The organism is Nostoc linckia z4, from assembly GCF_002608075.1.
Lineage (GTDB): Bacteria > Cyanobacteriota > Cyanobacteriia > Cyanobacteriales > Nostocaceae > Nostoc > Nostoc linckia.
In genome coordinates this window covers 251610-263914 of record NZ_LAHA01000004.1, presented here as the reverse complement: position 1 = coordinate 263914, position 12305 = coordinate 251610, and the positions used below count along the sequence as shown (strand labels likewise).

General features: G+C 38.9%; 14 protein-coding genes and 1 tRNA gene. 6 read left to right on the top strand and 9 right to left on the bottom strand.

Annotation, left to right across the window (positions count from 1 at the left end; genetic code table 11):
* Window positions 1-6: 6 nt before the first annotated feature.
* The 3 genes from VF06_RS05840 (at window position 7) to VF06_RS05830 (ending at window position 1296) form a co-directional block, all read left to right on the top strand.
* On the top strand, window positions 7-291 hold the full coding sequence (locus VF06_RS05840) for a hypothetical protein (RefSeq protein ID WP_099065821.1): 285 nt from the start codon (window positions 7-9) through the stop codon (window positions 289-291).
* 41 nt (window positions 292-332) lie between these two features.
* Entirely contained in the window at window positions 333-812 is a 480-nt protein-coding gene (locus tag VF06_RS05835) for a hypothetical protein (RefSeq protein ID WP_099065820.1), read from the top strand.
* A gap of 250 nt (window positions 813-1062) precedes the next feature.
* The gene (locus VF06_RS05830; RefSeq protein ID WP_099065819.1) at window positions 1063-1296 is read left to right on the top strand and encodes a hypothetical protein; all 234 of its coding nucleotides are present in this window, start codon (window positions 1063-1065) and stop codon (window positions 1294-1296) included.
* Between the two features lie 87 nt (window positions 1297-1383).
* Here VF06_RS05830 and VF06_RS05825 read toward each other — a convergent pair whose 3' ends face one another.
* The 4 genes from VF06_RS05825 to VF06_RS42410 all read right to left on the bottom strand — a co-directional run bounded on the left by VF06_RS05825 (window position 1384) and on the right by VF06_RS42410 (window position 3653).
* The gene (locus tag VF06_RS05825) at window positions 1384-2595 is read right to left on the bottom strand and encodes a site-specific integrase (RefSeq protein WP_257208112.1); all 1212 of its coding nucleotides are present in this window, start codon (window positions 2593-2595) and stop codon (window positions 1384-1386) included.
* 83 nt (window positions 2596-2678) lie between these two features.
* Window positions 2679-2750: transfer RNA gene (locus VF06_RS05820), tRNA-Cys, on the bottom strand.
* A 152-nt stretch (window positions 2751-2902) separates the two neighbouring features.
* Window positions 2903-3493 (bottom strand): chromophore lyase CpcT/CpeT, encoded by a 591-nt coding sequence (locus VF06_RS05815; protein ID WP_099065817.1) that lies wholly within the window; start codon window positions 3491-3493, stop codon window positions 2903-2905.
* A 28-nt stretch (window positions 3494-3521) separates the two neighbouring features.
* Entirely contained in the window at window positions 3522-3653 is a 132-nt protein-coding gene (locus tag VF06_RS42410; protein WP_257207466.1) for a hypothetical protein, read from the bottom strand.
* Between the two features lie 187 nt (window positions 3654-3840).
* On the opposite strand from VF06_RS42410, the gene VF06_RS05805 reads away from it, so the two are divergent.
* Entirely contained in the window at window positions 3841-5070 is a 1230-nt protein-coding gene (locus VF06_RS05805) for a tetratricopeptide repeat protein (protein WP_099066008.1), read from the top strand.
* 34 nt (window positions 5071-5104) lie between these two features.
* Here the strand turns inward: VF06_RS05805 and VF06_RS05800 are convergent, their stop codons facing one another.
* The 4 genes from VF06_RS05800 to VF06_RS05785 all read right to left on the bottom strand — a co-directional run bounded on the left by VF06_RS05800 (window position 5105) and on the right by VF06_RS05785 (window position 8505).
* Window positions 5105-5443, bottom strand: coding sequence for a XisI protein (locus tag VF06_RS05800; RefSeq protein ID WP_099065815.1), 339 nt, complete (start codon window positions 5441-5443; stop codon window positions 5105-5107).
* Complete coding sequence (locus VF06_RS05795) at window positions 5434-5844, bottom strand: XisH family protein (RefSeq protein WP_099065814.1); 411 nt, start codon at window positions 5842-5844, stop codon at window positions 5434-5436. Before VF06_RS05795 ends, VF06_RS05800 begins: the two co-directional genes overlap by 10 nt.
* A gap of 298 nt (window positions 5845-6142) precedes the next feature.
* On the bottom strand, window positions 6143-7297 hold the full coding sequence (locus VF06_RS05790; protein ID WP_099065813.1) for a DUF1822 family protein: 1155 nt from the start codon (window positions 7295-7297) through the stop codon (window positions 6143-6145).
* Between the two features lie 2 nt (window positions 7298-7299).
* Window positions 7300-8505: a sigma-70 family RNA polymerase sigma factor gene (locus VF06_RS05785; RefSeq protein ID WP_099065812.1), complete on the bottom strand. Its 1206-nt coding sequence runs from the start codon at window positions 8503-8505 to the stop codon at window positions 7300-7302.
* Window positions 8506-8779: 274 nt separating this feature from the next.
* On the opposite strand from VF06_RS05785, the gene VF06_RS05780 reads away from it, so the two are divergent.
* Window positions 8780-9103 (top strand): hypothetical protein, encoded by a 324-nt coding sequence (locus tag VF06_RS05780; protein ID WP_180267258.1) that lies wholly within the window; start codon window positions 8780-8782, stop codon window positions 9101-9103.
* Between the two features lie 580 nt (window positions 9104-9683).
* On the opposite strand, the gene VF06_RS05775 is transcribed toward VF06_RS05780, so the two are convergent.
* On the bottom strand, window positions 9684-10061 hold the full coding sequence (locus tag VF06_RS05775) for a hypothetical protein (RefSeq protein WP_099065811.1): 378 nt from the start codon (window positions 10059-10061) through the stop codon (window positions 9684-9686).
* Window positions 10062-11048: 987 nt separating this feature from the next.
* On the opposite strand from VF06_RS05775, the gene VF06_RS05770 reads away from it, so the two are divergent.
* Window positions 11049-12260, top strand: coding sequence for an AAA-like domain-containing protein (locus VF06_RS05770; protein ID WP_099065810.1), 1212 nt, complete (start codon window positions 11049-11051; stop codon window positions 12258-12260).
* The last annotated feature ends 45 nt before the right edge of the window (window positions 12261-12305 follow it).

The following is a 12305-nucleotide window of genomic DNA, read 5'->3' as shown; positions in this document are numbered from 1 at the left end:
TTTTAAGTGTCAATTGCAACTTTAAAGTTACAATTTAAAAGAAGCGTTTTGCGCCATTTTATGCCAAAAGTTAAGTTGAAACCCAACGACATAAAAGACGAAGATTTAGTGACTCTAAAAGAGGCGTATGCCGAACTGAAGAAAGGATATAGCCCAAGAACCATTAGAAGAAAAATTGCTAATGGTACTTACAAGCAAGGGGTTCACTACTTCCGCACTGGAGGCGATGACGGAATTATTAAACTTCATCTGCCTGCGATCAAGCAAAACCTGATCGATATCAACAGTTAAGTTGGCTATAGCGACAAGTTACGCAAATTAAAGGAACAAATATGGCAAAAGGATTTGGGCAAGCTCAGCCGAGCAAACTCGAAAAACTTGTTGAATATGCAGCAGGCTACTGTCAACAACGGAGTCCAGAAAACTTGGACGGCATTTTTGATAATGTACCTTCCAGTGTCAGCCAACAAGTAATGATAGGTGCTTTAGCTGCATTGGAAAAAGATATTGATAGCCAAGGCTGGTTTTGTGGCTACATAGCTTCAGAAATTAATCGTACTGAAGACAACCAAAAACCTTATCATCCGATCGCGGGACTTAGTAAAACTCTGATTGCATTGGGAATGAAACCATTTGCTGATTTCTTGCCTTATCCAGGTTGTCGCATTCTCGTACTCAATTCAAAGAAGTTTCAAGAATTGCCAGAGAAAATTAGGGATATGGTGCAGCAAGCTTTTGAAGTCGTTGAACGTTCCCCAGAAGAAGCCCATCAGATAAATAATGCTCTGATGCAAGAGTTGAATGTGCTTTAAAACAAGTTGATATAAATGGCGATTGCGCCCCGAAAACCTTTCTACAACCAGTTAGAAAGTGCTTAAGAGCAAACCGTAAGCTTAGACAGGGGGCAATGGCCTACCTTCCTTGTCGATCGCTTTTTGGTAGTCCGCCAAATAAATTGACATTAACACTTAAGTTGCATTTGTCTCGTTACTAATCCAGGAAAATTTTCCTGCTTTGGAATGCTTTAGTAGAATAGATTGTTGATATTAAAATCCTAAAAATATGAACGACGAAGATACAGCCAGGGAAGATAAACCCCCAATCGCATACGGAGGAGCAGGGAGTGGTGGAACTATGTTTCTTTATCCCTTTTCAAGTGTCGAAGACTCTTATAAAAATTATCTAATTAATAAGGAAGCAGGATTATTGGGCGGTGCCGCAACTAGCCATACAGAAGAAACAATATCGGGCGGTGCAGCGACTAGCAACATAAATCAAGATAATCTAGAAGGTTAGCTATCGCTGTTTAAATACAAATCGATGCGAGTGTTTCTTAATACCTGAAAAGCTTATCATATCAAGAAAAAAGTCCTTAAAAGCAAATCAAGGAGGCTTGGGCCTGTCTTGTTTTGCGATCGCCTTTTGATAATCAGCAAGATAGACTGACTCATCAAACCACGCTCTATAAACCTGCAAATGCACTAAGAGAGAATGCCCCATAAATTTCGCCGCCCTGTCTGGAGCAATATCGAATTCAAAGCAGCGGCGGGCGTAACTGTGCCTGAGATTGTAGGCACTAAAAGGTGCCTTGTGGTCGAAGAACCATCCAGAAACTTTGGTGCCAATTTTCGAGTTTGTGAAGCTAGTATCGATGTTTGGCAGACAAATATTTTGTAGATTCCAGGTATCTGCCCACTCCGGGAAAAGGGGAACCACGAACCTCTTACCTGTCTTACCTTTGACAACACGAACGACTGGAAAATCTTCCATTGATAAACGAAACGGTTCGTAGTTTCTAAGTCCATAGGTGGCAAGCATTTGTACCACCCAGCGCCAGTTAGGATCTTGAATGCTGTTGCAGAAATCAAAAATCGCTTCGTCGCTTGGGAGAGTGCGCGGGTCAACAGATTTAGCTGAGTAATTTCCAGTGAGCTTTTTGATTTGCTCTCTGCCTTCTAAAAGAGCAAATTCCGCCAATTTGTAGCAGTAATCGCAAGCCCGCTTCCTTGGGCGGCTATCCGGTTCTGTGGTTTTGATGTACTTCAGTAGAATCTCAATAGTCAGCGGTTCATTTTGAGGGAGCCTGGAGAAAACTAGCCCGTGGTCTTTTTTCCAGTTGCCTTCCCTATCCGGTGTGCGCTTGATCCTCTGCCAGTAGTCCTTTTCGTACTCAGCGCACCAGTCCTTTATGAGCCTTGCTTCGACTCTGTTGGGAGCGACTTTATCTAAATCTAGCCATTCGCCCCAACTAAAGGTTCCTGCCATGAGTTGGCCAGTTAGAACTTCAGCTTTAGCCATTGCGTATTTTATGCCTTTTTCTGAAGCGATCGCGTTTGGCCCTAAAGAAACGACCTGCGAATAGTCTTTATCCTTGTCGATGTGCGGCTTGGGCGGTAGAGTGCCGCGCAATGATAAGCGATCGCCCCTCCTGTATATCGTTACCCTTGTCCCCTTCTTCTTTAGCTGCTCGTTCGCCTGTTCTATTTTCTTGTCGATCGCGTCCATTTTGTAGCAAAATTTGTGGCAACTTTTGACATGATACGGCAAAGAATGGCAATGTTTGGCAAAGGAAATGATAGCCATTTTGATAGCCAAATTTACCCCAGTTTTACCCCAAAAAACGAAGGGACGAGCTTAAAACCCGTCCCTGTAATGCAATTGAAGCTTGATATTCTTAAAGGCGGCAAGCGGATTTGAACCGCTGGATGGAGGTTTTGCAGACCTCTGCCTTACCACTTGGCTATGCCGCCACACCCACGATTTACTATATTATCAATATTCTATCTAAATTGCCATCCTTTAAGAGAACAAATTTTTGAGCTTCTTAACTACACCAGAAAATGTGATATTAAGGGAGTTATGAGTTATGAGTTTTAATTCCTCACTCCTCACTTCTCACTTATTACACCTTCACTTCATCAGCAAAATTATTCCAACGGAGAAAGTGAAATGGGCCAGCTACAGAACCCCACACACGTTCATTGGTGTTTAAGTCCCTTCCCCGGTCAAGACTGAAAAATTCTTTGTCGTCAATTTCAAATTCGTTATCAAGATAAGTATTTTGACCATCACGAACTACAATACAGCCTTTACCAGGTTCAACTCTGCCTTTGAAGCTGTGACCTGTCCACTCTACAACCATATTGCAACCAGGCATTTTTTCTAGCTGGTCAAGGGATAAAACTTTTAAGCGTTCGGGGTCGCGAGATGCACCATAAAATTTTTGTTCTTCTTTAAGTGTGTAGTGTTCGATGACAATGTGATTTTCTGTTTCAATCAAGTTCATCACCCGCATTCGGTAGGGTTGATTGAGCATAAAATCATAAGCTTGTTCCAGAAACAAACTAACTCCTGAGAATAATTCCCAAGGTAAGGGGCGGATACAAACACGGATGTGTGCATAAAAAGGCGGATTTTCAAAAGCCTGTTCTTGATTACTAAAATCAGCCGCCATCCAGCGGGCTAAGGTGATGATATCAGTAGAATGGGTCATTACAAACTATCAACCTGTTGTTTAAAAATTATCTGGAAGTATTGTAGACCTTGCTAATGGTACTAGGGAATGGGGTATGGGGCATTGGGCATGGGGCATTGGGCATGGGGCATTGGGTATGGGGAAGGTGAAAAGGGGAAAAGATGAAAAAATTTTTCATTGGGACTGCTCCCGTGCCTTCTGCCTCCTACCTTCGATGGGGATAATTGTTAATGTTTTATGCGTCAAACAAGTTGGCAAGAATGAAATAAGGAATATCTAAAACTTATGGGAGATCTAACATAAATACCAATGCCCAATGCCCAATGCCCAATGCCCCATCCACAATAGAAAAAGGTAAAGTTACTATGCTACAGCGTTTAATTGTTATTCTTACTGCCACTATATTGTTTAATAGTTCTTTGGCATTAGCACAGAGTCAAAAGCCCAAACCACCGGATCAGTTTCCTCCTAATCCACTAGAATATACTAAGCCCGATCCCCTTTTACCACGATCGCCCAAGGATAAAAAGCCGTTAACTCTCGAAGAACGAACAAAGCTAGAACCAACATTAGATGAGTTAAACCAAGAAGCTGCGGCGAAATTGCAAGCAGGGGATGAGGTGACGGCGTTTGAAATTTGGAACCGAGAACTGCGTTTGCGGCGCTTTTTAGGTTCTTTACAGGAGGTACAAGCATTATCGCGAGTGGGTGCCATCGCTTGGAATCAAAACGATCGCCAAGAAATAATGTATATTACTCAACGTTTGCAAGCAATTCAAAAACAAGCGCAATCTAAGAAAAAATCTACTGAGATTGATTTAGAATTATGGCGATCGCTAGGTGAAGCTTATCAAAATGTGCGATCGCCAAAACAAGCTATAGAAGCTTATAACCAAGTTTTATTGGCAGTTAGGCAACAAAAAGATACCGCAGCAATAGTGGAAACTCTCAAGACACTTGGAGAACTACATCTGAGTTGGTTTGATTATCGCCAAGCTGCGCCAATTTACGAGGAATTGTTGAGTTTAGCTACTTCCCAAGGAGAATCTGTAAATGAGGTTACCTATCTACAAAAATTGGCTGAGATTTACGCACAGACAGAACAACCGCAGCAGTCAATAAATGTACTGAACAAATTAGCAGAAATTTATACTAGCCAAAATAATCTCATAAAAATACCAGAATTAAAGTTAGCGATGGCCTCAGACTATGAATCTTTAGGCAAAACAGATCCTAAGTTATTAGTAGAGGCTTTTAATAATTATCAAGAAGCTTATACCACTGCTTGGCAATTGCAGGAGTTCGTTCGTGCTGGTGAAGCTTTACAAAAAATAATTGGGTTGTATCGTTCTCAAGGACAAATAGATGAGGCTTTAGAGGCTAGCCAAATTTTAGTAGATACACAGACACAAGCTGCTAACTTGTACGGAGTGATGCAAGCTTATGACCAAATTGGGCAATTGTATTTAGAACGCAAAGAATATCCTCAAGCACTAACAGCTTTCCAAAAAGGACTAGAACTCGCGCAACAACTCAAACATCAAGAAGCATACTTTACTGAGCAAATTAAAAAACTGCCGAAAGCAAATTTTTAATCCAGAAACTTATTAGGTGCTAATCGCTTATTTTTCAACAACCAAACTCCGTAAACTGACGCACATAAGGTTCGTGAAACGCCAAAATAATATCTTGCTTTGGTACTCCCATTTCCACTAATCGATTAGCAATTCCTTCTTCTGTACCATCATGTTGAATCCAAATTTTACCATTTTTAATATCGAGATGTAAAATACAACCAAAATCGCGTTTATTTCCTCGCCAACCAACATAAAGTAATTGATAGTGGTCTTGCTGTTCGTCAAAAATAGTTTGCACTTCATATTCTTCGTAATTGCGTGACGTGGAAGCTCGTTTTTGTCGCTCAGAAAGAAGATATTTAATATATTGCCGATATTGTTCTACAGCCATTGACAAATAACCTCTTGTTCTACATCGTAAATCATCAATCGTAATTGATACTTTTCAACTGCTGATACAATAAATTTGCGTTGAAAAAAGGTTTCATAAATTGGTACGCGAACAGCCAAATAAAGTTGACGCTCTGGTTCAATCTTATCTAATGCATCCCGATAATTTAAAAACTGTCCTAATGCTGTATGAAATTCTGAAACATTCGATGGACTAATGAAACTTTTAATTTCTACTGCAATTTTTCGTCCTTCTCTCTCTGCTCCTAACAGTTCCTCGGCTGCTAAATCAATCTCAAAATCTACATCATCTACATTAATTTCATAAGGGTCAGCCGTAATCGTCCAGCCGTCTTTTTCTAAAGCATGTCTAACAATATTATGAAATTTATCTTTTGCCATAGCAGTTTACTATACTAACAATTAGGCTAGTTAAAGGTAGATAATACACAATATTCACCTTAATTACTATTTCAACTTAGGGCTTAGTTTGATGGTAATGTTTAAAAATATGCAGGCGATCGCTCCTGACGACATAGCCTCATAATACAGAACTAATTTGTACCAGATAAAGTCGAGCTAATAAGCTATTCCACATTTAATTTCCATATCGACTCCATTAGACTGTTAACTGTTAACAGCCAACAAGCACCACGAGTAGTAATACTTTTTTAGCGTCCATTAGATATGAAATTTGTATTCAAAAACGTAAAATTTCTCGCTCGTAGCCGTCTGGTGTTGGTTCAACTTCCCATACCAGCCCCTCTCCTGGCTCTAGTTCTACATCGACATAAAGGCGATCGCTTGCTTGTGTTGCTGTATCCTCATTATTCATAAAGGGTTGTAAATCTTCGGTTAATAGTCTGAGTTTAAATCCCACGGGAATAATTTCATCTGGATTGGCATTTTGTAATTCAAAGCGCCATACATTCTCTGTGAAATTTTCTCTGGGAAATACACGCAATTCGCAGGTATAATCGGCGATGGTCAATTGTCGCGATAAGCAGACATTTGATTGTGCGTTTTCTCGACTCCGCACGCCACGAGGAGCTAATTGCAACCTAGTCATTCCCCAACCAAGTTGTTGGGCTAAATTTGATACTCCTGTTTGCAACCATTGTTGAATTGACCATTGTGGCGATAATCCTTGGCGGCGTTCGTACAACTGCTGACGCCAACCGCCATGTGCTAATAATGCTCCCCAAAGTTCAAAGGAAATGGCTAAACGCGGGAAAACTACTTCAGAATTACCCAGGCGTTCTAATAAATTTTGTGCCTGTGCTAAAGGTAATTCTGGTAGAGGTGTCACCGCCGCACGTAAAATTTCCTCTGGACAAAGTTGACGAGTAATCCACAAGCCATTAATGTCTTTAATTAAGTAATCTTCATCTAAAGAGTAAGTGCGATCGCCTGCATCATAAACTCCTTTGGTTTTTAATTGCCGATGAGTTGTGTATCCCCAAACGCTCAGCCAGCCACCATTAGGATTAATCTGTATTCCGATATAATAATCAGCAACCCAACTGGGAATATCTACCCATTCTTGAGGTATGCGTAGTTCTGTTGTGTCAATTGCCGTTGTGGGTATTAATACCAATCGTAACCCGTCACAAACAATGGCACTTCCATTAACAAATTCCCAAAAGCTAGGTAGTGCGGCTATTTGAGTCCAAAGTCTCGCAGTGGGAAATTGCTCCTCTCTTAACCAAGGTAAAAATGCATCTAAGCACATTTGGTTAATAGCAGCTCGCCAACGCGCGCCAGATGTAGAAAAAGCTGGTGATTCCTCGGTTTGAGAAGATGGCGAAATTTCTAAGGTCAGCTGTTCTGGAATTGGGGATACATCAAAAGTCATTGTCAAGACTCCACTGGCGACGAGAGAATAAGAGGGCGATAGTGAGCAATCAACCATTCTTCTAGAGAATTGCTCATACTGTCGATTACGTCAGATGTCACAGAAATATGCAGTGTTTTTTGACTCCACTGCGCTAATTCCATTAGTAAAGTCTTTTTGATTTTTGTTAATTGCCGAGAAACTGTATATTGTTTGACTCCTAGATGTTCGGCAATATCTTGTTGAGTCAATCCTTGCTTGTAGTAAGTTTGTAAAAGTACTTGGGCTGTGGTATCTAATTTTGCTAATGCGTCGCTTAAAATTTTATTGATTTCCCTACTTTGTTGTTTGATATTTTCTACTTCTTCTTGGATAATGATTTCATTTAATACCGATTCTTGAAAATCATTACTTAAGCGATCGAGTAATTCACCTGTTTCTTGTCCGGGTGCGGGAACATCCAGGGAAACAGAAGCCGGATATTCATAGAAACGCACGGCTTTAGCAGTAGCAATTAACCAAGATTCCACATTTTCTGGAGTACAAGCTGGATGAGAACTCGATTGGCTCAAGCGTTCAGTGTTGTAAAGTTTGGCGATCGCCTGTAATGTTGCATTATCTGGTTTCATTAGTTTGTGAGCAGTTGCAGCATTATTGGGTGCGTATACTTGCAAGAAACAATTCCAGACCAAAACATAACGGGCGATAATTTGCGATGGATAACCCCCTTGTTTGAGAGATTCTACTAATCGCTTTTGGCTGACTTTGTGCAGCAACCCCCAATCGCTACAAATATCAACTTCTTGCTGCTGACGTAACAAATCTTTGATTAAATTACTAAAAGTAAATTCAGCATAAGTTTTCAAATTTGAACTTAATTGTGGATTAAAGCCTCTGAGAACTTTATCAATGCGAGCTATGGCAGTTTGGAAAAAGTCGGCGATGGAATGTTGACTTAGTACATTCATCTTCATTTTTCTCGCCACCCAATAGCAGACTTCCTGCAAATAAGCTGTTATATGAGCAACAGCAATCGGACTTGCTTGAGTTTGCCAAATGCGATGCCAGTAAATAGCCCAGAAGGTTTCAGACTCTTGAAAAGAAGATTGTTCTAAACAATTTTGCATACTTCGCCGCAGCTTACTATCAGTAACCCAACGGTCAAAAACATCACCTTTAAATAGCACGAATGTGGAAAAAATTTCAATTATATGTTGTCTTGAATACATAAAAATTTCGATTTGATAAAAATAACTAATAAATTTAAAATACTTTCTTGTACCGACACTTTTCTGAAATTATTTGCGTAGGAAGGGAACAGGGAATAGACAAGAAGGAATCAAAGCAGATTGCTATATGTGAGATTCTTGAGAAAAAATTATGTTTGTTGCATAAATATAATAATTGGAGATGATATCTAATGTGCGGCAAAGTTACATATTTTATGATTAAGACCCTCATTAGTCATTTCACCAATGACTAATGACTAATGACTAATGACTGATGACTAAATTAGTAGTTTTAAAATTTGGCAAAGGTAGCTTTGAGGCTGGGTTTCCAGTTACTCTCCAAATTGGAGAAGAAAACAGCCGTGCTGAAACTGAAGTTATCGGCGAATTGCCGCCAGATAAAGAATTAGTGCTAGATTTTAATAATTGGCAAGCTATTTATCGCAACCTAGATTTTTCTGCTCGTCCCAAAGGATTGCCAAAAGTGCAGAAAGTCATTTCCAGCGATGTAGAGTGTTTACAAGCAGCCGAAAAATTACGCCATCACCTGAATCAATGGCTACAATCAGAAACCTTTCGCAATATCCGCGAAAAGTGACTGGCAAAACTTCAGAAATATGACCAAATTCGAGTAATTGTACAAACTGAAGATTATCAACTTCAAAAGCTTCCTTGGCATCTTTGGGAAATAATAGAACGCTATCCAAATGCAGAAATCGCTTTAGCAACCATAGCCGAACTCCGTCTTACAAATGTAGATGATTCGCAACTGGCTAAAGACTGGGAAAATCCACTCCAAGTAGTTAAACTTGAAAAACTCGTCACCAAAGCTTTCATTAGAACAACAGAAAAAAGTATATCTAATGAATCTAAAATCTAAAATCCCAAATTATCCCCATTCAAAAAATCAGGAAAATTAAGGGCGGTAAAATATGATTAAAATGACAGCAAACCACTCTTAAAACAACCTCTAATTAGCTTAAAATTATAGTTCAAGTGGGGTGAGGAAGCTGACAGTTAAGTCATTTATAACTTAAGTTGACACCAATGGAGAGAACCCCCACCCGACACCTTTTTTCTTGACTACAAACTGTCAATAATTAACAGTAGAACATAAACTGAGTATCAAACCAAGACAACAAGACACTTTCAATACTATTGTTGATTACCTACTACGATCAACTGATTAACCAATAAAGATGATATTCTTCAATTAAAAATGTTCCACTTGGAGAAGACATTTTAAACAGGAAATAATAATCTCCTGATTCCCAAATACTAAATTCCTGCTCCTGTTCCTGAACCTTAATTGTAGAGCCACCGTTGGGAATCGTCATGCTAGCAATCTGTGTTTCAGTCTGGGCATTCATCAGAATAATTTCTAGCAAACAAAAATCTGTTAATTCAGCGGAATAACGAACTTTAAATCTAATTCTACCTCCATCCCTGAGGGTTTTATGAATAAAAAATTTATCCGTTTTTACATGTTTTTCACACAGTAGAATACTTTTACCTTGTGCTAACGTTTGAATTGGTCTATGGTTTAATGAAGTCATAATTTTTTCTCCTCAGAAAATCAATTCATTTGAGACATAGCGCTGAAGATACTCAATAAGTAAAATGTATTGTGACAACAGGTAAACATTAACGAAACTATAGCAATCCGATTTGAGTTTTGAAAAAACGCACTAAAAGCCTTAGAGTATGCATCACCGCTTACGCCTAACACACTCGATAGCAGTTCTAAATCATTTGTGAAATCTTGCTGTTGTTCACCGTTAACTGTTAACAGTTGACAGTTAACAGTCAACAGTCAAACACTACTACTGAAATTTTTCACAACTCAAATAGAATTGCTATATGTGTATTTCTCCGAATCCAATATGAGTCCTAATATTAGGCTTTTAAACAGCACATTCGCTTATGGTGTTCGTTACTGACATGTAACTGTCAACAGTTAACAACTTATACGAAAAGATGTGCAATGCCAAATAGTTTTGGTAGCTTACCTATTGCTTATTACATTACTTAATACCTATATAACTGGCTGCAAAATCAAATCGGATTCCTGCAATTGGGATACCGATAAATGTCTTTTGTCTTGTTAAGTTTGTATCTTCTCATCATTGCCAATAAAATGCAATGCCGATTAAGACCCTAAAAAAATAGTCAACAAGACAGTTAAGACACTTAAGACAGTTAAGGACGAAATTGGTGACTATAAAATTATCAATATTGTTAAATGTCAAGACAAAATAGATAGATATGCCAAATTACATAGCAATGAAAGATTTTTGCAAACTAGCTTTGTTTAGCAAATACTATGAAAATTTTATAATTATTTAATAATTTTTGATCCCAGCTAAATTATTAAATAAGTAAATGTAGCGGCGTCTGAATAACTGGTGAAATACCACACCAAATTGAAAGTTTGGTGGTGCAACAATTCAATGCGCTGCTTCGCCACATTGAAAGATTTCTGAATTCTGTTAGCGTAGCACATTCTGAATTCTGTATTTTCCTTCACTCTAGAATCTTCTTACATGAGATACCAAGTTGGCGGTAGCCTCTACATTAACGATCCCACGTACATTGTGCGTCAGGCTGACGAAAAACTTTATAGCAATTTAAAAAATGGTAATTTATGCTACATATTTACGTCTCGCCAAATGGGTAAATCATCCTTATTACAGCGAACTAGTCATCGTCTGCAAAAAGAAGGCTATGAATCTGTTTATTTAGATTTGACGCAGTTGGTGAGTGACGATATTACGCCAGCACAATGGTACAAAAGCATTATTATCAGTTTGTTATACAGCTTAAATTTGGCAGAGGAGTTTAACTTTCAGCAGTGGTGGAAGATGCAAGCAAATCTTTCTCCTGTAGAAAAATTATACCAATTTATTGAAGAATTGTTATTAGTAAATATCCAGAAAAATTGTCAAACAAAAGGCATTTTTATCTTCATTGATGAAATTGATAGTTTGTTGAATTTGAATTTCCCTGTTAACGATTTTTTTGCTTGGATTCATTATTGTTACGAACAACAAGCATACAACCCAAATTTTAAACGCTTGGGATTTGCATTATTTGGGGTAGCCAGTCCATCAGGTTTAATTACAGACAGCCAACAGACACCTTTTAATATTGCTACAGCCATTGAATTATTTGATTTTAAATTAGATGAGACTCAACCATTACTACCAGGATTAAAAACAGTAATCAGCCAACCAGAAATTGTCTTGCAAGAGATTCTTTACTGGAGTGGTGGGCAACCTTTTTTAACCCAGAAACTTTGTCATTTAGTGATGCAAACTACCTTCAACACATCAACTGGTAAGATTAATTTATCCCCAAAAAGTGCAGCGTCTTGGGTAGAGGAATTAGTACGATCGCACATTATCCAAGACTGGGAATCGCAAGATCAACCGCAACACCTCCGCACCATTCGCGATCGCTTACTTTTCTTCAACCAACAGCAATCAGGACGGCTACTAAGTCTTTATCACCAGATATTACAAGCACAGGAAGCACAGCAACTGAGACCAAATTCCAGTGAGTCTTTCCCCTCTAGTACCTCTTTGAGTACCCCATACTCGACACATATTGATAATAGCCCAGAACAAACAGAGCTTTTATTATCGGGATTAGTCCAGAAGCACAACGGTTACCTGAAAATTAAAAATCCTATTTACCGCACTATTTTCAATTCTCAATGGGTGTTAACTCAGTTAAATAATACCGCTCCACTGTAATCCCGTTCCCTTGCCTTCACAGAGAAGCTTTCTTCACTCCAAGCG

Bases quoted from the DNA above. Each gene is read 5' to 3' on its own strand.
- VF06_RS05805 (WP_099066008.1), top strand. From the start codon at position 3,841: ATGCTACAGCGTTTAATTGTTATTCTTACTGCCACTATATTGTTTAAT.
- VF06_RS05790 (WP_099065813.1), bottom strand. From the start codon at position 7,297: ATGACTTTTGATGTATCCCCAATTCCAGAACAGCTGACCTTAGAAATT.
- VF06_RS05815 (WP_099065817.1), bottom strand. From the start codon at position 3,493: ATGACCCATTCTACTGATATCATCACCTTAGCCCGCTGGATGGCGGCT.
- VF06_RS05775 (WP_099065811.1), bottom strand. From the start codon at position 10,061: ATGACTTCATTAAACCATAGACCAATTCAAACGTTAGCACAAGGTAAA.
- VF06_RS05795 (WP_099065814.1), bottom strand. From the start codon at position 5,844: ATGGCAAAAGATAAATTTCATAATATTGTTAGACATGCTTTAGAAAAA.
- VF06_RS05830 (WP_099065819.1), top strand. From the start codon at position 1,063: ATGAACGACGAAGATACAGCCAGGGAAGATAAACCCCCAATCGCATAC.
- VF06_RS05785 (WP_099065812.1), bottom strand. From the start codon at position 8,505: ATGTATTCAAGACAACATATAATTGAAATTTTTTCCACATTCGTGCTA.
- VF06_RS05780 (WP_180267258.1), top strand. From the start codon at position 8,780: ATGACTAAATTAGTAGTTTTAAAATTTGGCAAAGGTAGCTTTGAGGCT.
- VF06_RS05770 (WP_099065810.1), top strand. From the start codon at position 11,049: ATGAGATACCAAGTTGGCGGTAGCCTCTACATTAACGATCCCACGTAC.
- VF06_RS05800 (WP_099065815.1), bottom strand. From the start codon at position 5,443: ATGGCTGTAGAACAATATCGGCAATATATTAAATATCTTCTTTCTGAG.
- VF06_RS42410 (WP_257207466.1), bottom strand. From the start codon at position 3,653: ATGAAAAATTTTTTCATCTTTTCCCCTTTTCACCTTCCCCATACCCAA.
- VF06_RS05835 (WP_099065820.1), top strand. From the start codon at position 333: ATGGCAAAAGGATTTGGGCAAGCTCAGCCGAGCAAACTCGAAAAACTT.